The following is a 23,942-nucleotide window of genomic DNA, read 5'->3' on the forward strand; positions in this document are numbered from 1 at the left end:
CTTTCTATTTTGTTTTTCTACGTTTCTTTTCCTGCTTCCTTTGCGTTACGTGTGTTGCGTGCCTGCGCGAGAACGGCCAGTCTTTCCGCCGCGTCGCCCTCCAGCATCGCACTCACCGGCAGCGGCAGGCGGCGTCGCCAGTTCGGATGCGTATCGATGGTGCCGGGCAGGTTCGGTTGTTCTTCGAGGCCGAGCATGTCCTCCAGCGGCACGATGACCAGCGGCGCAGGCGTCATTCCGACGAAGCGCAGGATGGCGTTCAACGGCGGCTGCGAATCGTTGCCGTCGACATGCGTATCTGGAAAAACCTCGGGCAGCGCTTCGTTCAACGCATGCGTCAGCATCCAGCGTTCGTGCGCGCGCGCCGCATATTCGTGTTCGGCGCTGGCGTCGGCGGCCAGCAGATCGAGTTTGGCGCGCCATGCCACATCGCGGGCGTGCCACCAGCCGGCGACGGTCGGCAGATCGTGCGTGTCGGTGGTGGCGATCGCATGCGGCGACCAGTGCGACGGCGGACGGAAGCGATCGCCTTCGCGTTCGAACCACAGTACGCGTATGCCCATCAGTCCCGTATCGGCCAGCGCTTCGCCGAAGCCGGCCGGCACGGTGCCGAGGTCTTCGCCGATCACGATCGCCTTGTAGCGATGGCTTTCCAGCGCGATCAGTCGCATCAGGTCTTCGCGCGGATAGCGCAGGTAGACGCCGTGCGTGCCGTCCATGCCTTCGGGCACCAGCCACAATCGCTGCAGGCCGAGGATGTGATCGATGCGCACGCCGCCGGCGTAGTGAAAGGCCGCGCGCAGCATTTCGATGTAGGCCTGATAGCCATACTGCCGCAGCGCGCGCGGCGAGAAGGCGGCCAGTCCCCAGTTCTGTCCGCGCGGGCCGAGCAGGTCGGGCGGCGCGCCGACGGAAAGCCCCGTCAGCATCTGTTGCTGGCGGCTCCATGCCTGGCTGCCGCCGCTTTCGGCGCCGACTGCCAGATCGGTGATCAGGCCGATCTTCATGCCGGCCTCGCGCGCGGCGCGTTGCGCGTGCTGCAGTCCGCGCGCGGCCTGCCATTGCAGGAAGGCGTGAAACATCACTTCGTTGTCCTGCGCTTCGGCAAAGGATGCGACGGCATCGCCGCGCGGATCGCGGAACTGTTCCGGCCAGTCGCGCCAGCTGCCTTCGATGCCTTGCGCGCGCATCGTCGCGTGCAGCGCCTCGAAGCGTGCATGGTCTTCCAGCATGACGCCGCCTTCGAGGCGGAATGCTTCGAATTCCTTCCAGTCGTCGTTGCGGATGTCGTACTGGTCGAACAGTTCGCGCAGCACGGACAGCTTCCAGCGTGCCGCCGCCGGCCAGTCGATCAGTTCGCAGGCCTGCAGGCGCTGCCGTTCTTCTTCGAGGCCGAGTCGGGCAATCGCATCGGCCAATGCCTGCGTACCGCTGACGGCGGCCGGATCGATGTGCCACACGTTGAAGAACAGCCGGCTCGACGGGCCGTACGGGCTGTAGTGATGGGGATTGGCGCTGAACATCGCATGCACCGGGCTGATCGCGATCGCCGATGCACCATGCGCGGCAGCCGACTGCACCAGCGTTTCCAGTGCGGAGAAATCGCCGAAGCCGGTATCCGCCGTGCCCGGTTTTGCCGCATCGCCATCCTTGCGCAGCGAATACAGTTGCGCGGCCAGCGCCCATAGCCGTGGATGCGCATCGGCATCGCCGCAGGCATCGGCGACGCTGAAGCAGCGCGGCGGCGCGATCGCCAGCGTCACGCTGTGCTGTTCACCAATGTAGAGCCGGTGATAGCCGATGCGATCGATGGCCGGCAGCCGCGCCGGCTGATGGGTGTCGTCGGAAACATTGCCGTCCGCCGTGTCGCCGTCTTCGTAGTTCAGCCGATACGGTTGCCCATGCACTTGTGCATGCGGCGACAGCACGATTTCCTGCCCGATCTGTGCCGTGATCAGCGGCGGAATCGCAAGCTGGATATCTTCCTGCGCCAATGCTGCAACCGATGCGTCGCAGGCGGCATCGTCGCTGCAGTCGAGCTGCAATGCCGCCAGCACCTTGCGCAGCGTGCCGGCCGGCACCGTCTGGCGGTGGCCGAAGGCATCCGTCCATTCAACGGACAGGCCGGCAGCCTGTGCGAGGCGATGCAGCGTTTCGCTGGCCGGTGCATCGTCGACGGCAGGGTGTTGTGCAGGGAGGCGGTCGGCTTGTGCGCTCATGCGGCAGGCTCCAGCAGGGCGATGAAGGAATCGGCAGGCAGGCAGTCGCGGCCGAGCGCGGCCAGCGTGCCGGGCGTTTCGAACAGCAGGTCGGCGCCGGCGGTCCTGGCGATGGCGTCGAGTTTTACATTGATGTCTTTCTCCGCGAGATTGATCGCGACCGACAGCACGCTGCCGTCGGCCAACTGCCAGCGCGCGGCGACGGCAGCTTCGCTCTTGCCGTCTTCCAGCACGCAGGCATCGAGCGAGCGGCAGCCTTCGAGACGCGGTACGAGTTGCGCATGGCGCAGCGTCAGCAGCGCGTGCACCCATGCGTGCCATTCGCCGGCGCGGTCTTGCGCTTGCGGGATCGACGCGGCGAAGGTTTGCACATCGTTTGGATCTGGAATCGATTCGCGTGCCGCTTCGTCGGCGAACGCGGCGAAGCCGGAAAATTCCTGGCGACGACCGTCGCGCACGGCGGCGGCCAGTGCCGCTTCGCTGTAGCTGGTGAAGTAGAGGAAAGGTTGTGTGGCGCCGATTTCCTCGCCCATGAACAGCAGCGGAATCTGCGGCGACAGCAGCACCAGCGCCATCGCCGCACGTAGTGCGGACGGCCGCGCCAGCGTCGTCAAGCGTTCGCCGAAGGCGCGGTTGCCGGCCTGGTCGTGGTTCTGCAGGAACAGCACGAAAGCCGATGGCGGCAGGTCCGCGCTCGGCTCGCCGCGCGGTTCGCCATGGCGCAACGGCGAACATTCGCCCTGATAGACGAAGCCTTCGGCGAGGCAGCGCGCCAGCCGTTCGGCCGGCCGTTCGCAATAGTCCTGATAGTAGTGTTCGCGTTCGCCGGTCAGCAGCACGTGCAGCACGTGGTGGCCGTCGTCGTTCCATTGCGCATTGAATGGAGCATTGAAGGGCGCACCGGATGTCGGGCCGTCGTTGCCGGTCAGCAGGTGCGCAGCGTTGCCGTCATGTTCCAGTACCAGATGTACGTGGCGCGCATTGTTTTCTTCCTTGCCGCCGGCTTGCCCGATGACCTGCCTGATGCGTTCACCCATTTCCTGCAGCCAGTCCTGTTCGCTGATCGCGTGCACGGCATCGAAGCGCAGGCCGTCGAAGCGGTATTCGGTCAGCCAGTACAGCGCATTTTCGGTGAAGAAATCGCGTACCTCGCGGCGACGGAAATCGATGGCCTGTCCCCACGGCGTGTGGATGTCGTCGCGGAAGAAATCTTTGGCGTATGCGCCAAGGTAGTTGCCGTCCGGCCCGAAGTGGTTGTAGACGACATCGAGGAAGACCATCATGCCGAGGCCGTGCGCGGTATCGACCAGCGCCTTCAGCTGTTCCGGCGAGCCGTACGATGCGTCGGGCGCATATGGCAGCACGCCGTCGTACCCCCAGTTGCGCGCACCAGGGAATTCGGCCACCGGCATCAGCTCGACGGCGGTGATGCCGAGTTCGGCCAGCGCCGGCAGCTGGCGCGTGACGCCTTCGAAGCCGCCCATGATGCCGACGTGCAGTTCGTACAGAACCGTCTCGCGCCACGGCCGGCCGCGCCACAGCGGATACAGCCAGTGATAGCCGCGCGGATCGACGACGATGCTTGCGTCGTGCACATCGCCGGCCTGCGCGCGCGATGCGGGATCGGCGACGGCGAGGATGCCGCCGTCCTCATTGATGACTTCGTAGCGGTAGCGCGTGCCGGCACCGCAGCGTATCGTTGCCTCGTACCAGTCGTGCGGCAGCGACTGCATCGGCAGTGCGGCGTTGTCGATCAGGACGTTGGCTGCGCGTGCGCTCGGCGCCCACAGGCGGAAGCGCGTATGGCCGTCTTCGTGCAGCTGCGCGCCAAAAGAGAATTCAAAGCGCGACATGATCGGCTACCAGCAGCATGGCGCTGTGCGAGGCGACGGTGATGCGGTTGTCGCGTGGTTTACGTACGCTGGGTCCGTCATTACTTTCGGCGGCATCGATCAGCACGATCCAGTCGAGATGCGGTTCCGGCAGGATGAATTCGCGATCTTCCGAATGTGCGTTGACCAGCAGCAGCGTGGCCGATACTTCGCCTTCGACGCCGCGCTTGTGTTCGGCGCGCGCGACGCGGCGCAGTGCCAGCAGGCGGCCTTCGGCGTAATCCCAGTTTTCCTGATCCATCGGCGTGCCGCTTTCGTCGAACCAGTCGGTGTCGAGCAGGCCCGGCAGTATTTCCGTTTCGCCGGTATAAAAATGCGCGGCATGCAGCGTGGGTCGTTCGGCGCGTACCGCGATGCAGTGTGTGACGAATGCCAGCAGCGCGCGGCCGGCGTCGCTCTCCACCTGTTCCCAGTCCATCCACGACAGTTCGTCGTCATGGCAGTAGGCGTTGTTGTTGCCGCGCTGTGTGCGGCCGAATTCGTCGCCGGCCAGCAGCATCGGCGTGCCGTTCGAGAAGAACAGCGTCATCAGCATCGCGCGCTTGACCTTTTCGCGCGTGGCGAGGATGCCTTCGTCGTCGGTCGGTCCTTCGGCGCCCCAGTTGAAGCTTTCGTTGTCGTTGCCGCCGTCGCGGTTGTCTTCGCCGTTGGCTTCGTTGTGCTTGTCGTTGTAGCTGACCAGGTCCTGCAGCGTGAAACCGTCGTGCGCGGTGACGAAGTTGACCGAGGCCCACGGCCGCCGGCGGTGATGCGCGAACAGATCGGATGAGCCGAGCAGGCGTGCCGCCAGTGCACCGCGCATTTCGGCATCGCCCTTCCAGAAGCGGCGCACGTCGTCGCGGAAGCGGCCGTTCCATTCGGCGAAGCCGGCTGGATGGTTGCCGATCTGGTAGCCGCCGGGGCCGATGTCCCACGGTTCGGAAATCAGCTTGGTCTGCGCCAGCACCGGATCCTGCCGCAAGGCATCGAAGAAGCCGCAGCCCGGATCGAAGCCGTGAATTTCGCGGCCGAGCGTGACACCGAGGTCGAAACGGAAGCCGTCGACGTGGAACGATTGCACCCAGTAGCGCAGCGAATCCATCACCAGCTGGATCACGCGCGGATGCGACAGGTTGACCGTGTTGCCGCAGCCGGTATCGTTGATGCAGTGGCGCAGGCGATCCGGCAACAGCCGGTAGTAACTGCAGTTGTCGAGACCGCGGAACGACAGCGTCGGGCCGAGTTCGCTTTCCTCGGCGGTGTGGTTGTAGACGACGTCGAGGATCACTTCGATGCCGGCCGAGTGCAGCTGATGGATGGCGCGCCGCATTTCGTTCAGCGAGCCGTCGGACAGATACGACGGTTCCGGTGCGAAATAGGACAGCGTGTTGTAGCCCCAGTAATTGCGCAGGTCTTTTTCCAGCAGGCGTCGATCCTGCACGTTCGCATGCACCGGCAGCAGTTCGATCGAAGTGACGCCGAGCTTGACCAGGTGATCGATCACGTCCGGATCGGCCAGCGCGGCGAAGGTGCCGCGTTCGTTTGCCGGAATCCAGCCGGCGCGCATCGTCATGCCGCGCACGTGCGCTTCGTAGATGACGGTGCGCTCCCAGGGTTTGTTCAGCGGTGTGTCATGGCCCCAGTGGAAATTGTCGTCGACCACCACGCATTTCGGCATGGCCGGTGCGCTGTCGCGGCGATCGAAACTGAGATCGCCGCGCGTGCCGCCGACGCGATAACCGTACAGCGCATCGCTCCAGCGCAACTGGCCGTGGAGGCGTTTCGCATATGGATCGATCAGCAACTTGTTCGGATTGAAGCGGTGACCGTGCTCCGGCTGGTAGGGGCCGTAGGCGCGATAGCCGTACAACTGGCCGGGCTGCACGTCGGGCAGATAGCCGTGCCAGACTTCATCTGTGCATTCGGGCAGCACGTGGCGTGCGATTTCGTGCTTGCCGCCGGCATCGAACAGGCACAGTTCGATGCGTTCGGCGTGCGCGGAGAAGACGGCGAAGTTGGTGCCGTGGCTGTCGCTGGTGGCGCCCAGCGGATACGGGCTGCCGCTGTGGATGCGCGCGCGGTATTGCTGATTGTGCTGACTATGGCTGGCGTGTGTCATTTCAGGCGTGCTTTCTGAAAACGAGCGTGGACAGCGGCGGCAGCGTCAGCACTACTGAATGTGAATGGCCGTGCGCCGGCTGGTCGGTGACGATGACACGGCCTTCGTTGCCGAGGTTGCTGCCGCCGTAGACGGCGGCGTCGGTGTTGAGGACTTCTTCCCAGGCCGGTGCTTCTCGTACATCGCTGGTCGCAGTGTCAATTGAGGCATTGGACAAATCCGGCAGGCCGATGCGGTAGCCACTGCGCGGCACCGGCGTCATGTTGACGACGATCAGCATCGGCGCGGCATTGGCGCTCAGGCGCAGGAAGGCGTAGACGCTGTGGGCCGCATCGTCGCCGACCAGCCAGCGGAAGCCTGCCGGTTCGCCATCGCTTTCGTGCAGCGCCGGCTCTTCCACGTAAAGACGATTCAGGTCGCGCACCAGCCGCTGCGCGCCGCGATGGCGCGGATCGTCGAGCAGATGCCATTCGGGCGAGGCATCGTGGTTCCATTCGCCGAGCTGGCCGAACTCGCAACCCATGAACAGCAGCTTCTTGCCCGGATGCGTCCACATGAAGCCGAGATAGGCGCGCAGGTTGGCGAGCTTCTGCCAGTCGTCGCCCGGCATCTTGCCGTACAGCGAACCCTTGCCGTGCACCACTTCGTCGTGCGAGATCGGCAGCACGAAATGTTCGGAGTAGGCGTACACCATGCCGAAAGTCATGTCGTGATGGTGATGGCGGCGATGGATGGGATCGTGGCCGATGTAGCGCAGCGTATCGTGCATCCAGCCCATGTTCCACTTGTAGGTAAAGCCGAGGCCGTCGTTCTTCACCGGCGCGGTGACGCCCGGCCAGGCGGTCGATTCCTCGGCGATCATCAGCGCACCGGGGCAGCGCGCGGCGATGGTGTCGTTCAACTCTTTGAGGAAAGCGACCGATTCAAGGTTCTCGCGGCCGCCGTGGATATTGGGTACCCATTCGCCTTCCTTGCGGCTGTAGTCGCGATACAGCATCGAGGCCACCGCATCGACGCGCAGGCCATCGACGTGGAAATGTTCCAGCCATTCCAGCGCGGAGGCGATCAGGAAGCCGCGCACTTCGTTGCGGCCGAGGTTGTAGATCAGCGTGTTCCAGTCCTGGTGGAAGCCTTCGCGCGGATCGGCGTGTTCGTACAGCGCACTGCCGTCGAAATGCGCGAGGCCGTGCGCATCGGACGGGAAGTGCGCTGGCACCCAGTCGAGGATCACGCCGAGTCCCGCGTTGTGGCAGCGGTCGACGAAATTGGCGAAGGCGGCCGGCGTGCCGAAGCGCGCGCTGGGAGCGAACTGCGACAGCGGCTGATAGCCCCACGAACCGGCGAACGGATGCTCCATGATCGGCAGGAATTCCAGGTGCGTGAAGCCCATTTCCAGTGCATACGGAATCAGGCGGTCGCCGAGTTCGTGCCAGTCGAGGCTGCGGCCTTCTTCTTCTGGTACGCGCAGCCAGGAGCCGGCATGCACTTCGTAGATCGACAGCGGCGCCGACAGGCTGGGCAATTCGGTACGCGTCTTCATCCATGCCTCGTCGCTCCAGCGGAACGGCGTGGCCGGTGCGATCACCGATGCGGTCGATGGCGGCAGCTCGGTGGCGCGTGCGACCGGATCGGCTTTCAGTGGCAGCACGCGACCATGCGCGTCCAGCAGTTCGTATTTGTAGCGCTCGCCTGGCATGAGACGCGGAATGAAGATTTCCCACACGCCGGCCGGCGCACGCAAGCGCATCGGATGGCGGCGGCCATCCCAGGCGTTGAAATCGCCGACCACCGATACGCGCTGCGCATTCGGCGCCCACACGGCGAAGCGCGTGCCGGCCACGCCGTCTATCGTCATCGGCAGTGCGCCCAGGCAGCGGCCCAGTTCGCGATGGCGGCCTTCGGCGATCAGGTGCAGGTCGAGCTCGCCCAGCAGCAGGCCGAAGACATACGGGTCTTCGGTCTCGAAGGTGGTGGTGTCGCCATCGGCATGCGGCCAGTCTGTTTGCAGCGTATAGGAAGGTATTTCATTCGCGTCCTTGGACAGCGTGCCGACGAATACACCGGTGTCAGCGATCTGTTCGAGTGCGTGGCAGCCATTCTTCGTCTGCAGCCGCACGGCGATTGCGCCGGGCTGATAGCTGCGCACTTCGATCACGTCGCCGCTCCTGTGCGGGCCGAGAAAGGCGAACGGATCGGCAAGCCGTCCCTGCGTCGTTGCGAGGACGGCATCGTCGCTGGCGGAGGCGGCACGGGTGTCGCGGGCGGCGGAAACCGCCGTGGGTGCCGCGAGAGAAATATTGAAAGAAGCGTCGGACATCTTCATTTTTCCTGTCTTTCCTGCTGTTCCTGTTTCAGAAGCCGGTCGGCCAGTTCGCTCAGGCCGCGCAACGGCACCGGCAGCCAGGTCGGCCGGTTGGCTGCTTCATAGCAGATTTCGTAGGCGGTCTTTTCCAGCGTGAACAAGTCGAGCAGCACGTCGGAGGCAGTGGCATCCGGTGCGAGCGCGGCGTAGGCATCGAGGAAGGCGGCGCGCGATTCGGGCACGTAGCGCTGCAGGATTTTCTGGCGGCGTGCCAGCGCGACGTCGCCAAGGTCAGATGACGCGCTGTTGGCCGAGAAATAGGCGGCGTAGTCGTAGGAGCGCAGCAGGCCGGCGACATCGCGCCAGGGACTGTTCTTCTCGCGGCGCTGCGCCAGTGAACGTTGCGGCTCGCCTTCGAAATCGAGCAGATAGACGTCGCCGGAGGCGACCAGCACCTGGCCCAGATGGAAATCGCCATGAATGCGCGTGCGCAGCGTGCCGACTGCCTGTGCCGCGAGGCGATCGGCCAGAGCGCACAGCGCCTCCTTCCGGCCGTACAGGGTATCGGCCATTGCGGCGTATTCCGCATCCAGCGCATCGTTGTCGTGCAACAGCTCGAGTGCACATTCCAGTTGCTGCCGGATGTTGCGGGCGAGGTATCGGCAGTCTTCTGCGGTCGCATGCTCGGGCGTGAAGGCGGGATCGTCGCATTCCTGCGCCAGTACCGCATGCAATTCCGCCAGGCGCTTGCCGAGTGTGGCGGCAAACTGCAGCAGGTCGACAATGGGATCGGCCATCTCGGCCATTTCCGGCGTTTCCACGCTTGTGGCCTGGCTTGTGCCCGGACTTGTACTTGCACTTGCGCCGGCAGCCGTATTTGCGGTGGCATGATTGGCGCCGCCATTGACACCGTCCGCTTGCTGCGAGGCGCGTGCCAGCGTGTCCAGCGTCCAGCGCCAGGCATCGCCCTGGCTGTGGATGAAGCCTTGCAGCACGATCAGTGTGTGCGGCGTGCCGTCGGCGCCGATGCGCGTCATGTCGCCGAGAATGGTCGGCGCGTTTGCGTAACCGCGCGCGGTCAGCACGCGGCCGATTTCCAGTTCCGGATGGATGCCGGCAGTCAGGTGACGGATCACCTTGACGACGACGGTATCGGCGATTGTCAGCGAGCTGTTCGATTGTTCGACCGTCATGCGGCGCACGTCGCATTGTTCCGGCAACTCAACCTTCTCGATCAGCGGCGTGGTGCTGCAAACGATGCTGCCGTCTTCGGTCTCGATGCTTGCCTGTTCGTGGATCAGTTCGAAGACGCGCAGCGCGAATGCGTCGAGCGAGAACGCATCGGTCAGCATGCCGACGCGGCGGTCGCGCCGCACGCGTGCCAGCGCCAGCTGTTGCGGCAGGCCGGAGGCGGCGCTGTCGTCGGCATCGGCGTAAACGCCCAGCGGCAGGAAATAGCGGTCGCCATTATGGTCGGCATCGACGACCAGTTCGGTCAGCATCATCGGCAGCTTGCCGGCTGGCATCGGCAGTGTGGTGGCGAGCGCGATGTGCACGGATTCCAGCTTCTTCTGCTTGCCGGCATACCAGCGGCGCAGCGACAGGTAATGCGGCAGCGTGTCGTATTCGAGGGTCATGCGCGCGGCGCCGCGCAGCAGGTCGGGCGCGCCGTGCGGCAGCACCAGTGTGCGATAGTCGGGCAGCGGCTGTGCCGGCTGCACGTACCAGGCCGGCATGCTGGATTCGTTGGCGAGGATGAACCAGTAGAAGCCGAACGGCGGCAGCGTCAGCAGATACGGCAACTGGCCGATCGGTGGGAAGGCGGTGCCGCCCAGCAGTTCGACCGGCACCTTGCCATTGAAGACGGAGAGATCGATTTCGACCGCCTGCGCAGCGTGCGACACGTTGGCTACGCACAGGATGGTTTCGCAATTGCCATCGGCATCTTCGTGTTCGCGCAGGTAGGAGAGAATCTTGCGGTTGGTCGGATAGATCAGCTTCAGCGTGCCGCGGCCGAACGAGCGGTGCTTGCCGCGCACCTGCAGCATGCGGCGCATCCAGTTCAGCAGCGAATACGGATCGCTGTGCTGCGCCTCGACATTGTTTGCCTGGAACCCATAGATCGGGTCCATGATCGCCGGCAGCACCAGGCTTTGCGGATTGGCGCGCGAGAAGCCGCCGTTGCGGTCCGATGTCCATTGCATCGGCGTACGCACGCCGTCGCGGTCGCCGAGGTGGATGTTGTCGCCCATGCCGATCTCGTCGCCGTAGTACATGACCGGCGTGCCCGGCATCGACAGCAGGAAGCTGTGCAGCAGTTCGATGCGGCGGCGGTCGTGTTCCAGCAGCGGTGCGAGGCGGCGACGGATGCCGAGATTGATGCGCGCGCGCTTATCGGATGCGTAGTGGTTCCACAGGTAATCGCGCTCGCGGTCTGTCACCATTTCCAGTGTCAGCTCGTCGTGGTTGCGCAGGAAGACGGCCCACTGGCAATCGTTCGGAATGTCCGGCGTCTGCCGCAGGATGTCGGTGATTGGAAAACGGTCTTCCTGCGCCAGCGCCATGTACATGCGCGGCATCAGCGGAAAGTGGAAGGCCATGTGGCATTCGTCGTCGTCGCCGAAATACTGCTGCACGTCTTCCGGCCACATGTTGGCTTCGGCCAGCAGCATGCGGTCCGGATATTTTTGATCCATGTGCGCGCGTATCTTCTTCAGGATCGTGTGCGTCTCGGGCAGGTTTTCGTTGGTCGTGCCTTCGCGCTCGATCAGGTAGGGCACGGCGTCGAGTCGCAGGCCGTCCACACCCATGTCCAGCCAGTAGTCCATCACTTCGAGCACGGCCTTGAGCACTTCCGGGTTGTCGTAGTTCAGGTCCGGCTGGTGCGAATAGAAGCGATGCCAGAAGTAGGCGTTGGCGATCGGGTCCCAGGTCCAGTTCGATTTTTCGGTATCGCAGAAGATGATGCGCGTGCCGTCGTAGCCGACATCGGTATCGGCCCACACGTAGAAATTGCGCTCGGGCGAACCGGGCGGCGCATTGCGCGCACGCTGGAACCACGGATGCTGGTCCGACGTATGGTTGACGACCAGTTCGGTGATCACGCGCAGGCCGCGCGCATGGGCGGCGTCGATGAAGCGGCGCGCGTCTTCCATCGTGCCGTAGTCGGGATGCACGCCGATATAGGCTGCGATGTCGTAACCGTCGTCGCGCCGCGGCGATGGATAGAACGGCAGCAGCCACACCGTGTTGACGCCGAGCTGCGCGATGTAATCGAGTTTGTCGATCAGGCCGGCGAAGTCGCCGACGCCGTCGTTGTTCGCATCGAAGAAGGACTTGATGTGCAGCTGATAGACGACCGCGTCCTTGTACCACAGCGGATCGTCGGTAAAACGGACCGACGGTTCGGCGGCGTCCTGTTCGGCAAGTTGTGCAGTGCGCGGATTGGTCATTGTTCTTTCCCTGTCTGCTGCGTGTGCGGCGCCTGGTGCGGTATTGCTGTCCTGCAGATGCGGTTTCAGCCGGGGCGAAGGCGCCAGATTGCAAACGGCTGTTGCTGCGGATCAAGACGAATCTGTTGCTGCCTGCCGTGCCAGACGAAATGCGCGTCGCTGGTCAGTTCCTCGACGTGCACCGAGCTATCGTCCGGCAGGCCGAAGCGCCACAGCGGCACATCGATCGCGGCATCGTGCGCATGGAAGGGATCGAGATTGATCGCCACCAGCAGCGCGTTGTCGCCGAAACGCTCGTCGTTGCCGTCCTGCGGATCGCGCGTGAATTTGGCGAAATACAGAATCGCGTCGTCGGATGCGTAATGGAAACGCACGCCAAGATGCGTGTGCAGCGCCGGATTGGCGCGGCGGATGCGGTTGAGCATCGCGATCTCGCGCACGATGTTGCCGGGGCGACTCCAGTCCCACGCGCGGATTTCGTATTTCTCCGAATCCAGATATTCCTCTTTCCCTGTGACCGCCTGCGCCTCGCACAGTTCGAATCCGCTGTACATGCCCCACAATCCGGAAAGCGTGGTCGCCAGCGCGGCGCGGATCAGGAAGCCGGGCCGGCCCGAGCGTTGCAGGAAGACCGGATTGATGTCCGGCGTGTTGACGAAGAAATGCGGACGGAAGAAATCGCGAGGGCCGCCACCGCATTGTGAATCGGCCGTCAGTTCCGTCAGGTAATCGATGAATTCCTGCTTGCCGTGGCGCCATGTGAAATACGTGTACGACTGCGAGAAGCCGACCTTGGCCAGTCGATACATCGGCTTGGGCCGCGTGAACGCTTCCGACAGGAAGATCACATCCGGCGCGCGGGCGCGCACGTCGTCGATCATCCATTCCCAGAACGGCAGCGGCTTGGTGTGCGGATTGTCGACGCGGAATACGCGCACGCCTTCCCGCACCCACAGCAGCACGACGTCGCGTAGCGCCAGCCACAGGTCGGGAATCGCCGGATCGTCTTCGTTCTCTGCATAGAAATCGACGTTGACGATGTCTTCGTATTTCTTCGGCGGATTTTCTGCATAGCGGATCGAGCCGTCCGGCCGCCAGGCGAACCAGCCGGGATGTTCCTTCAGCCATGGATGATCGGGCGAGCACTGGATCGCGAAATCGAGCGCGACTTCCATGCCGTGTTCGGCGGCTGCCACCAGCAGGCGGCGGAAATCCTGCAGCGTGCCGAGCTGCGGATGAATCGCATCGTGGCCACCGAGTTCGGAGCCGATCGCATACGGGCTGCCAGGATCGTCAGGCGCCGGCGTCAGGCTGTTGTTCTTTCCTTTCTTGTTCTTGCTGCCGATCGGATGGATGGGCGGGAAGTACAGCGTGTCGAAGCCCATGTCGCGCACGGCAGGCAGGCGGCGGATCACGTCGTCGAAAGTGCCGTGGCGCAACGGATCGCCGCTCTGCGAGCGCGGGAACAGTTCGTACCAGTTGGCGAAGGCGGCTTCGCGCCGCTCGGCATCGATGCGGTATTCGTCGCTGCGCGTGCAGAAGGCGCGCAGGTCGGCCGACTGCATCAGTTGCGCGGTCTCGGCCGAGAGCAGCAGCGCCAGCGCTTCGTCTGCATTGTCGAGTTTCTTCTTTGCAGGTAACTGTTTCAGCAGCTTCTTCAGCGTGTCTGCATGCTTATTTTCATACTTATTTGCATGCAGGTTTGTCGCCGGCTGTTGCGATGCGGTTTTTTCGATCAGCTGGCAGCCTTCGCGGATTTCCAGCGTGACGTCCAGTCCGGCTTTCAGTTTCTTTTCCAGCTCGTCGCGGAAGGTGGCGAAATCGTCGCGCCACGCGATGACGGCGAACAGATGGCGGCCTATGCGCTGCAGCGGCAGGATGGCGCGCCAGCGATCGTTGCCGATCGGCAGCATCGGCGCTTCCTGCCATGCCTCGTCGTCGGCGGCGCGCCACAGCACGGCTGCCGCCAGCTTGTCGTGGCCGTCGCCGAAGATGTCGGCTGCGACGGCAACCGGATCGCCGGCGATGCGCTTGGCGACGAAGCGGCCGTGATCGACGACCGGCGCGATGTTTTCGATCGCGATGCGCGGCGCTTTTGCGGCACGCAAGGCGGCGCGCAGCGTGGCGGTTTTTCCGCCGGCAGGCAGCACGACGGGTTGCGCCGGCTGCAGTTCGTGCACCTGTACTTCCGACGGCGCCAGCGTTGGGCCGTGCTGCATCTGTTGCAGCGGCAGCGCCCAGCCGCTCAATCGTTCGCGCAGCAGCGCGGCGGAAATCTGCCGCTGCTGATGCGCATCGGCGTTGACGATCGCAAGTTCGGCGGCAGACGAAGCGAACGGTTCGATCTGCCGCAGCAGAAATGCGATATCGGCATGCGGCGCGGACAACTGCTGCAGCGGCTGGCGCGGGTTGTCGGCATGACGATGCAGATGGCGATTGACTGCTGCGATGTCCTGCGTCAGGTCGAACAGCGGCTGTTCATGCCAGCGCGCATCCTGATGCAGTTCGCCCAGTGCCGCGTCGGCACCGAATGCGAATCCCTCGGTCAGCAGGATGCCGTCGCCGGCCAGTGCGGCGACCTGCAGCGCACGCAGGCAGGCGCAGCGCGCGGCTTCGGTGTCGTCCAGATGCAGGCGATGGATCAGACGGCCGCCGGCCGGATCTTCGGGCACGGCGATGACGGGCGCAACGGCTGACAGCCGCCGATTCTCTTCGGCGAACCAACTGGCGCGGTAGTCCCACCATGCGTCGGACGAGAACACGGCGTCGAAGCCGCAGCCGGCGATTGTCGTCAGTTGCTCCGGCGTGCAGCCGGGCGTCCAGGCGAGGAAGGCGGCACCGCCGACGGTGGAGCGTGCGTGTGCGATCAGCGTCTGCCACAGCGAAGGTGTCATGCGCGCCATGCCAAGGCAGCGAAAGCCGCCGACACCGGCGGCCAGCCATTGCGTCAGTTGCGTCTGCCAGATCTGCGTGGCGAGTTGCGTGCCGGCCGCGTCCATGCGCAATTGGGCATGGCGGTCGTCATGCGTCGCCGCGCTGAAGCGCGGATCGGGCAGCGTATGCGTATCGTGTTCCGGCAGGAAGAAGTTTTCCTCGTGGTGCGTGTAGCAGTGGTGTGTGACCGGGAAGCGATCCAGTTCCAGATCGAGCAGCACGCGCAGGCCGGCTGCGCGGCATGCGCGTGCAAAGCGCGCGAGCGCGCTGTCGCCGTCGTGTTCGCCGGCGAACGATGTCAACGCGTGGCCGGCCAGCAGGATGCTGTCGAATTCCATTGCCGCCACGCGCGCGAGCAGGGGCTGCCAGTCGTCCGTGCGAACGATGTCTTCGGCAGCAATGCAATGGAGTCGCGGCGGGCGCAAGCCCGGAACGGCCTGGCTTTCCATGATCAGCGTGGCGCGGTGGATGAAGCTTGTGAATCGAAAAATCGTGAATCGGAAGCTTGCGAATCAGAAACTGGTGCTTCGGAAAGCGATGATTCGAGAGCCGATGATTCGGAAACTGGCGACGCAAAAACCGGTGCATCCATGCTGCGGAAATTGCGCCCCGCATTCAGCCATGCGCTGCGTCGCGCACAGGAAACCCCGGCGGCGATTGCCGTCATCGCTGCCGTTGCCTTCATTGTGCGCGTCGTTTGCAGTACGTCGGCTCCCCTCATGCAATGAGTTTGTAGTGGGACGGGTTTACGACGACAGGCTGTTTGCTGGGACGGGACTTGAGCAGGTCGAGGAACAGCTGCCGTGCCGGCAGCGGCGCGATCTTCGCGTACAGCTGAATGTATTGCGCGGCCGGGCCGCTCCACGAATAGTTGCCCTGCATCGCATGGCGCTGCATCGATTGCCAGGCGGCCGGGCGCATGTAGAGATGCAGCGCGTGCGTGATCGCTGCGACCAGATCGTCGGCTTCTTCGCCGTCGAACAGGATGCCGTTGGCTTCGGAAACCGGCAGGTAGTCGCGTCCGGCATCGACGATGGTGTCGCACAGGCCGCCGACCCGCGATGCAACGGGAATCGTGCCGTACAGCATCGAATAGAGCGGTGTCAGGCCGAACGGTTCGAAGCGCGTCGGATGCAGCAGGATGTCGGCGCCGGCGTGCAGCGCGTGCGCGCGCCGTTCGTCGTAGCCGATGTAGACGCCGATGCGGTCCGGATGCTGCTCGGCCAGCTGGCGGAACTGTTCCTCGTACTGCGGTTCGCCGCAGCCGAGCACTGCGATCTGCAGATGCGGATGCTCGTGCAGGATGCGCGGCATCGCGGCCAGGATCAGGTCTGCCATCTTCTGGTGCGTGATGCGGCTGCCGATCGCCATCAGCGGCGTGAACTGCTGAATCGGCAGGCCGAACTGTTTCTGCAGATCGCGCTTGCAGGCAGATTTTCCGGCGAGGTTGTCGACGCTGAAGTTGCGTTTGATCAGCTTGTCGGTTTCCGGATGCCAGACGTCGAGATCGACGGCATTCGGAATCGCGTGCAGCACATGCCTGCGGCGGTTCAGCATGTCCTGCATGCCGTAGCCGAAACGCTCGGTCAGGATTTCCTTCGCATACGTTTTACTGACGGTGGTGATGCAGTCGGACCAGGCGATGCCGGCCTTCAGGTAGCTCATCTTGCCCCAGAATTCCATGCCGTCCTCGGTGATCATCTCTTGCGGGATGCCGATCTGCGGTGCGATCTCGATTGGGTAGTTGCCCTGAAAGGCGAGATTGTGGATCGTCATCACGGAGCCGACGTCGGTGATGTTTTCCAGCTTCATCAGTGCGGCGATCAGGCCGGCGTGCCAGTCGTTGGCTTGCACTACATGCGGCACCGGATAGTTTGCGCGGCCGGCGCAGATGCGCACGGCGGCATGCGCGAGCGATGCGAAGGCGATTGCATTGTCGTCCAGCTCGTGGCCGCTGTGATCGATATAGGGATTGGCCGTGCGCCTGTCGAACAGCGGCGAACGCAGCAGCAAGACCTTGACGCGGCTGTCCGGCATCGTGCCCAGGAACAGTTCGGCGTCGCCGCCGGGCAGTGCGGGCAGGTCGGCGATTTTCTTCAGGCCGAGCGTATTGCGCACGGCCGATGGATAACCGGGAATCAGGATGGTGACATCCACATAGGATGTCGACAACGATGCCGCCAATGCGCCGATGACGTCTGCCAGACCGCCGGTCTTGACCAGCGGCACTGCTTCCGAGGTGACGAGAAGAACACGTGGTTGCGGCATTTGCTTCTCCCTTTTCATTAGTCGGCGGCGACAAGGAGCGGATTGCATCGTTGCTCACCGTACGTTCACGATACCGAACGATATGTGTCGGGCGAATCAGACACTGCCGCGACAATTTGTAAGAAAACGTTACCTGATGAAGGTTCGCATCTTGGTATGTCAGAAAAATTTCCTGTCGGGAAAATTTTTCCCGCATGGCGAAACGACGGTGCACACATGTGATGCAGATTCATGCCTGACATCAATTGCCTATGCATGATCCATGCCCGTGAATTTGCATGGATTCGTGTCGATGCATATCAATCCTTATTGATTCGTATCGATCCGGACCCGTTCACATTTCTTCCGCGTTGCTTCATAAGCGGCATTTATCGGCAAATAAAAATAAATGCCTGCCGGGTGTCGCATTTCATTATGTAGTTGAAATACATATATGGATATACTCGTCGTTTTTGCGCCGGCGAACCATGTCGGCGCTCACTGTGTGCAAGGAGAAAGCGAGATGTCCGCCATCGAGTATTGCGGCTACCGGATCGAGGTGTTTGTGGAGGAGCAGGATTGGGGATTCGCGTCCGGCCAGTGGCGCGGCGGTTTCCGTTTCTGGCGCGACGGCGGTGCGGCGGCGCGCGCATGCACGATCAGCCGCACCGAGCGTTCTGCCTACGACGCGCGGCAGAAGGCGTTGCGTATTGCGATGTCGTTCATCCGCGCCGAAATCGCGATGGAGGAACCACAGCCGGACGAACAGGGCAGGGCAGCCTCACACCGCGCGGTGGTGCGCTACGCCTGATACGGGTGGTGTTCTGTGCGATGCGGGCCGTGCTATCGTTCGTTTCCCGTCTCACAAGACACGCCAGACTTGCGTGAACAGATTTCTGTGAAGTGGCAGCGAACATGAATGCAACCATGAGCACGAACATGCGCGATGCAATGCGCCGCCTGCTGGCGTTATGTCTGCTGGCCGTGCCGCTGGCTGCGCCGGCGCAGGAATCCATTCCGGCTGCCGAGGTCGCGCTGTCGCACGACGCGCCGGTGCAATTGCTCGGCAAGCTGAAGGGCACACAGCGCGATGCGCAGGATTACATCGTTCATCTGGAAGCAGGCGACACGCTGGATGTGGCGCTGAAGGCGTCTGCGGCTTCCTCCACCGCGTTCAATGTGCTGTCGCCCGGCAGCGAGACGGCGCTGTATGTCGGCATGATCGAAGGCGAGATGCACTGGATGCACGAAGTCGAGCAGGCAGGCAACTACACGGTGCGGGTCTACCTGATACGGGCCGCCGCACGGCAGGGAACGTCGTCGCGCTATACGCTGACATTGATTCGCCGCTGAACCGGCACGCTGCCCGGCTGACGGGCGGGAGCTTGCCGTTTGCCGCAAATCGTTGATAAATCACGGATTTTATGCTTCGGGCGTATAATGTCGGCTTTCCGTCGAGGCGGGGCCGCGGCGGCCGGGAATGCAGCGTCGCATCGGATTTTCTCCCGGTCGCGGCCGGGCATTCCCCTCATCGTCATCAAGCCAATCACTATCTGAAAGAAACCGGGTCTTCGCGGAAGACGCTGCGGCAGCGCTGCACTTTTCAATCCGCCCGCCTGTATTGACGGCAAGACCAGCCGACCACCATGTCCGACAACCAATCTGCACCATCCACCGCACCTACCGTCCGTTTCGAGGATTTCGGCCTTGCGCCGGAAATCCTGCGCGCCTTGAGCGACCAGGGCTATGTGCATCCGACGCCGATCCAGGCCGAGGCGATTCCCGTGGTGTTGCAGGGACGTGATGTGATGGGCGCGGCGCAGACCGGTACCGGCAAGACCGCCGGCTTCTCGCTGCCGATCATCCAGCGCCTGCTGGCGCATGCGAACGCCAGCGCCTCGCCGGCGCGCCATCCTGTGCGCGCGCTGATCCTGACGCCGACGCGCGAACTGGCCGACCAGGTGGCCGATAACGTGAAAGCCTACGCCCAGCACACGCCGCTGCGTTCGACTGTGGTGTTTGGCGGCATGGACATGAAGCCGCAGACCGTGATCCTGAAAGGCGGCGTTGAAATTGTCATCGCCACGCCGGGCCGCCTGCTGGACCACGTGGAACAGAAAAACATCAACCTCGGCCAAGTGCAGATGCTGGTGATGGACGAAGCCGACCGCATGCTGGACATGGGTTTCCTGCCCGACCTGCAGCGCATCATCAACCTGCTGCCGAAGCAGCGGCAGAACCTGATGTTCTCCGCAACCTTCTCGCCGGAGATCAAGAAACTGGCCGGCAGCTTCCTGAGGAATCCGGTGACGATCGAAGTCGCGCGCAGCAACGCGACCAACGAAAACGTCACGCAGATCATCTACAAGGTCGAAGAGGAAGCGAAGCGCGATGCCGTCTCGCACCTGATTCGCGAACGCAACCTGAAGCAGGTGATCGTGTTCTCGAACACCAAGATCGGCGCCTCGCGCCTGGCGCGCCATCTGGTTGCCGAAGGCGTCAAGGCCTCGGCGATCCATGGCGACAAATCGCAGTCGGAACGCATGCAGGCGCTGGAGCAGTTCAAGGTTGGCGGCGTCGAAGTGCTGGTCGCCACCGACGTCGCCGCGCGCGGCCTCGATATCGCCGAACTGCCGTGCGTGATCAACTTCGACCTGCCGTACAACGCGGAAGACTATGTGCACCGCATCGGCCGCACCGGCCGTGCCGGCGCCACCGGCGATGCGCTGTCGCTGTGTTCGGAAAAGGATGCGCGCTTGCTGGCTGATATCGAAAAACTGACCAAGCAGAAGCTGACACCGGTCGAGCTGACGGGCTTCGTGCCGCGTAGCGGACGTGATCGTGGATCGGATCGCGGCGCGGAACGCGGCGGACGCCGCGAGCGTGACCGCGACGATGGACGCGGCAGCCGCAATTCCCATGGCGCGCAAGGTGCACACAACACGCATAGCGGCCACAGCTATACGCCGGGTGCGCGCGGTGCCTATGCCGCGCCGCGCAAGCAGCCGTTGGACCCGTTTTTCACCCAGCCTTATGTGCCGTCGTCCGAGACAGCAGGCGAAACCAAGCTGGCGGAGAATAAGTCATCGATCAAGCCGCAGAAACAGAAAGTCGCCGCGTTATTGGGCGGCAAGCGCTAGGTTCCTGGGGCTTCCTGGCAGAATGAAAAAGGGCGCTGCGGCGCCCTTTTTCATTGTGTCCCTTTTATTCCCTTTTCGTTAATCCGGTAACCACACCTTGCGCCACGCATGCAGGTGTTCGCCTTCCAGCATCCAGTCCTTGCGGACTGCCTGCCGCAATTCGTCTCCCATGCGCGCCGTGGCATCGAGATCGGCAAGATGCATGCGAATGGCATCCACCCAGTCACGGAATCGATTCTTCACCCGCGTAACCGGCAGATCCGTGCCTTGATAGCAGCGCACATCGCTGCAGATGACGGGGAAGCCGCAGGCACCATATTCCAGCAGCCGCAGATTGCTCTTGCATTGATTGAAGAGATTGTCTTCCACCGGCGCCAGCGCCAGGTCGAGATCGAGGCCGGCGAGCGCCTGCGGATATTGTGTGATCGGCACGCCCGGATGGTATTCATGAATGAAGGGCCGCAGCTTTGCGGGACACATGCCGAAGAACACCCATTCGACTTCGTTTGCCAGTTCGCGCACGACGTCGGCGATCATCTCCAGGTCGCCGCTGTGGCTGGCGCTGCCGGCCCAGCCGACACGCGGCTTGCCGGAAATCCGGCGGCGGCTCTGCAGATCGCTCCACCAGCTTACCGGCAGACGATTCTCGATCACGCGGATATCCGGATGCAGGCCGGCGAACGCTTCCTTCAGCGCCTCGGTCGAGACCACGAAGCGGTCTACCATTCCCATGCTCTGTCGCAGCAGTTTGAGAACGCCCTGCGAGATTCGCTGCCGATATTGATGCTTCATCGGCAGGTTGGGCAGATAGTCGTCAAGTTCGTAGACCTTGAACGCCCGCGAGAACGTCTTGATCCTGCGCATGGCTTCGATGCGTTCCGGCGTGGTCTGCCGTTGCAGCACGATGGCGTCGGGCGCGTGACGTTCGAGCGCGGCCGGCAGCAGCAGGCTGGCGGTGAGGGCGACATCGATCAGTCCGGCATCCGCCATTGCCAGTGCCGGCTGGATGACGCGATAGTGGCCGCATCCGTACAAGTCGGCATGGTGCGCGAGGACGGTCGGCAGGGGGCGCCAGCTTTGCAGCGGTTGCCATGCCAGCTCCGGTTCCGCCAGCCGGAAAGCCTGTTCCTCCTGCAGGGAAAAGCCTCGGTTATAGGATGGATCGTGCGCGAGCACGGGCAGCCAGCGTGCGTACATTGCATCCTCTTCCGCCGTGCCGGCAGCGGTGTCGGGCGGCATGTCCATCAGCAGCGTGGCTCGAGGTGTCCAGACGTTCAGATAGCCGGCCTGCTGCAGCTTCAGGCACAGGTCGACGTCGGTCCAGCGCGCCAGCAGTGGTTCTTCGTCGAAGCCGCCGGTCTGCAGGAACAGCTCGCGTCGCAGCATCAGGCATTCGCCGCTGAGTGCCGCGTAGTTCTGCTCCACTTGCAGGCGATACATGTAGCCGCTGTCGTTGTGCGCCAATCCTTCGAAGGCACGGCCGACGGGGCCGTGAAGTCCGAGTAGCAGTCCTGCGTGGCGGATCGTGCCGTCGGCCGACAGCAGTTTGGCACCAACCGCGCCGACCTCTGACCGTAGCGCATGATTGAGAAGCTGCTGCAGCCAGTCCTTGTGCAGGAGGCCGGCGCCATCTTCCAGCCACAGCAGAAAATCGCCGCGAGCCTGTTGCGCCGCTTCGTTGCAAATGCTCGCACGTGAACGGGCCGCATCGAAGCGCAGTACGCGCAGCTGTGGACTGTTCAGTGCCGCAATGCCGTCCAGCCAGTTGCGGATGGCCGATTCGTGATTGCCGTGATCGAGCAGCAGCACTTCGTATTTGGCGTAGCCGGTGTTTTCCAGCAGGGTTTCGAGACAGCGCTGAATCTGCAGCAACCTGTCGTGAACCACGATCAGGATACTGACGACGGGTTGTGCGTCGTGACCGTAGTCGATCTGGTGACAGCCGGGCAGGTGATTGTTGACGACGGCATATTTGTAGCCGCGCCGTTGCAGGTGCTGCCGGATGACGGCTTGTCGTTGTTCGGAATGAGTCTGCATACCGACTGCATCGGCGACATCTGTCGGAGTCGCCGTCAATAGCGGTTCGGCGATGTGTCCGATGCTGCCCAGGCCGAATTGCTCGATCAGGCGCAACTGGTAATCGAGTTCGAACGCCTGTCCGCAATCGGTTTTGAAGCCACTTTGCTCGAGCAGCGTCGCGCGACGGAACAGCCAGTGTGCGGACAAGCCGGCGGGAGAGCTCAACAGCAGATCGAGATTCATGTCCGGGCGCAGCAGTATGCCGAGCGCATCGTCGCCATGGCGTACGAGTTCGTCCGCATACGCGGCGTGGCAGGTATCGGGCAGAGTAGGCAGATCGAGTGCCGCCATCAGCAGGCCGCTCGGCAGAAACTCGCTACCGGCTTGTGTCAGCAGTACCCAGTCCGCTTCAGTTTCGGCAACGATGCGATTGACGACATCCGCACATTCGCAGCCCGACTCGAGACGAACAGTCTTCGCACGGCCTTCGAAGGTGGAAAGTGGCAACGGCGAGCATACCCATGCTTCCACATTGCGATAGAGATTGACCTGTTCCAGATTATCCAGCGTGCGTGCGATTGCCTCAGGCGCACCGGTGCGGTCGAGCAGCACGACAGCAATGCGGGGACCACCGTTCAACGCAGTGAGTCGCTGCTCGATCAGCTGTTGCTGCGCCGGACTTGGATAGCGTGCGCCGAGCCAGTTGGACAATGTCACGCTACCGAGGCCGTAAGCGCGTTGCAGTGAGGCCAGCAGGTCCACCGGTTTGAACAGGCGCGTCTGGACCCGCGTGATCGGTGCAACTTGCACGAGACGGTTGTTGCCGTTGGTGCGATACCAGCCGAGATTACGCACAGCTTGGCGGAAAGCGACGTGCCATTTTTCGCCGATGTTTGCTCGATCGCGGCCCGCCTGGCTGTACTGTGCGCGAGAAACGCGAAACCTGGTCAACGGTTGCGCAAGAAAAGCCAGATTGCCTTTCTGCAGCAGCTTGGCATAAAGCGCCAGATCGCCAACCCAGTGGATGATATTGCCATCGAGCGACATCAGTTCATCGGCTATTTCCAGCAAATCATCGCGCCGCGCCAGGATGCAACTCGGTTCGCCGATGAAATTGATGGTGTGGTCGCCGAGAAACGAGACCAGCTCCTTGCCGTTGATGATTACATCGCCGGAAAACGGGAAAGAGGTGGCGAGGATGTCTGGCAGCGGTTCGCCTTCGTCGTCGATACGCCGGCGCCTTGATGAAGCCAGCGCGATGTCGGCTTCGTTCTCCATCACGGCCACTAGCGACGCGATGCAATCGGGCTCGAGCTCATCGTCGTCATGCAGGAACTTGATGTACTTCCCTTTGGCAAGCTTGATGCCCTTGGCGGTGCCGGCAAGTTCTCCAATGCGCGTCTCGTTCTTCATGTAGCAGATGGCGAAGTTGACGCTTTCCGACATCTTCTCAACTATATCTTTGATACGGTTATCTGCACTGTCATCGCAGATGATCAGTTCCAGCATTGGATAGGTTTGGATGGATATGCTGTTGAGTGCTCGTTCCAGATATTGAAATTTATAGGCAGGTATGACGACACTGACTAGTATTTCTTTATTCATTGCGTTCTGATTTATGAAATTGCAAGAGCGTTCG

The 23,942-nt window shown here is 62.9% G+C and carries 12 protein-coding genes; 3 read left to right on the forward strand and 9 right to left on the reverse strand.

Annotated features, from left to right (window positions below):
• Window positions 1-17 precede the first annotated feature (17 nt).
• The 8 genes from malQ to glgA all read right to left on the reverse strand — a co-directional run bounded on the left by malQ (window position 18) and on the right by glgA (window position 17,165).
• Window positions 18-2,219 (reverse strand): 4-alpha-glucanotransferase, encoded by a 2,202-nt coding sequence (gene malQ / locus IEV40_RS14000; protein WP_188422692.1) that lies wholly within the window; start codon window positions 2,217-2,219, stop codon window positions 18-20.
• The gene (treZ, locus tag IEV40_RS14005; protein ID WP_188422693.1) at window positions 2,216-4,072 is read right to left on the reverse strand and encodes a malto-oligosyltrehalose trehalohydrolase; all 1,857 of its coding nucleotides are present in this window, start codon (window positions 4,070-4,072) and stop codon (window positions 2,216-2,218) included. The genes malQ and treZ overlap by 4 nt, the downstream gene beginning before the upstream one ends.
• The gene (gene glgX, locus IEV40_RS14010) at window positions 4,059-6,209 is read right to left on the reverse strand and encodes a glycogen debranching protein GlgX (RefSeq protein WP_188422694.1); all 2,151 of its coding nucleotides are present in this window, start codon (window positions 6,207-6,209) and stop codon (window positions 4,059-4,061) included. Before glgX ends, treZ begins: the two co-directional genes overlap by 14 nt.
• A 1-nt stretch (window position 6,210) precedes the next feature.
• Window positions 6,211-8,526 carry a 1,4-alpha-glucan branching protein GlgB gene (gene glgB / locus IEV40_RS14015; protein ID WP_229724154.1) on the reverse strand — a complete coding sequence of 772 codons (2,316 nt, stop codon included), beginning with the start codon at window positions 8,524-8,526 and terminating at the stop codon, window positions 6,211-6,213.
• Between the two features lie 2 nt (window positions 8,527-8,528).
• Window positions 8,529-11,963 (reverse strand): maltose alpha-D-glucosyltransferase, encoded by a 3,435-nt coding sequence (gene treS, locus IEV40_RS14020; RefSeq protein WP_188422696.1) that lies wholly within the window; start codon window positions 11,961-11,963, stop codon window positions 8,529-8,531.
• 65 nt (window positions 11,964-12,028) lie between these two features.
• Window positions 12,029-15,346: an alpha-1,4-glucan--maltose-1-phosphate maltosyltransferase gene (locus IEV40_RS14025; protein WP_229724155.1), complete on the reverse strand. Its 3,318-nt coding sequence runs from the start codon at window positions 15,344-15,346 to the stop codon at window positions 12,029-12,031.
• Between the two features lie 2 nt (window positions 15,347-15,348).
• Window positions 15,349-15,564 (reverse strand): hypothetical protein, encoded by a 216-nt coding sequence (locus tag IEV40_RS14030; protein WP_188422697.1) that lies wholly within the window; start codon window positions 15,562-15,564, stop codon window positions 15,349-15,351.
• A gap of 50 nt (window positions 15,565-15,614) precedes the next feature.
• Window positions 15,615-17,165 (reverse strand): glycogen synthase GlgA, encoded by a 1,551-nt coding sequence (gene glgA / locus IEV40_RS14035; RefSeq protein ID WP_188422698.1) that lies wholly within the window; start codon window positions 17,163-17,165, stop codon window positions 15,615-15,617.
• A 502-nt stretch (window positions 17,166-17,667) separates the two neighbouring features.
• Here glgA and IEV40_RS14040 point away from each other — a divergent pair.
• The 3 genes from IEV40_RS14040 (at window position 17,668) to IEV40_RS14050 (ending at window position 20,284) form a co-directional block, all read left to right on the forward strand.
• Window positions 17,668-17,955 (forward strand): hypothetical protein, encoded by a 288-nt coding sequence (locus IEV40_RS14040; protein ID WP_188422699.1) that lies wholly within the window; start codon window positions 17,668-17,670, stop codon window positions 17,953-17,955.
• 116 nt (window positions 17,956-18,071) lie between these two features.
• Window positions 18,072-18,497, forward strand: coding sequence for a hypothetical protein (locus tag IEV40_RS14045; RefSeq protein WP_188422700.1), 426 nt, complete (start codon window positions 18,072-18,074; stop codon window positions 18,495-18,497).
• Window positions 18,498-18,790: 293 nt separating this feature from the next.
• Entirely contained in the window at window positions 18,791-20,284 is a 1,494-nt protein-coding gene (locus IEV40_RS14050) for a DEAD/DEAH box helicase (RefSeq protein ID WP_188422701.1), read from the forward strand.
• A 78-nt stretch (window positions 20,285-20,362) separates the two neighbouring features.
• Here IEV40_RS14050 and IEV40_RS14055 read toward each other — a convergent pair whose 3' ends face one another.
• Window positions 20,363-23,908: a glycosyltransferase gene (locus tag IEV40_RS14055; RefSeq protein ID WP_188422702.1), complete on the reverse strand. Its 3,546-nt coding sequence runs from the start codon at window positions 23,906-23,908 to the stop codon at window positions 20,363-20,365.
• Between the last annotated feature and the right edge of the window lie 34 nt (window positions 23,909-23,942).

Source organism: Oxalicibacterium solurbis (assembly GCF_014635845.1).
GTDB classification, from domain to species: domain Bacteria; phylum Pseudomonadota; class Gammaproteobacteria; order Burkholderiales; family Burkholderiaceae_D; genus Oxalicibacterium; species Oxalicibacterium solurbis.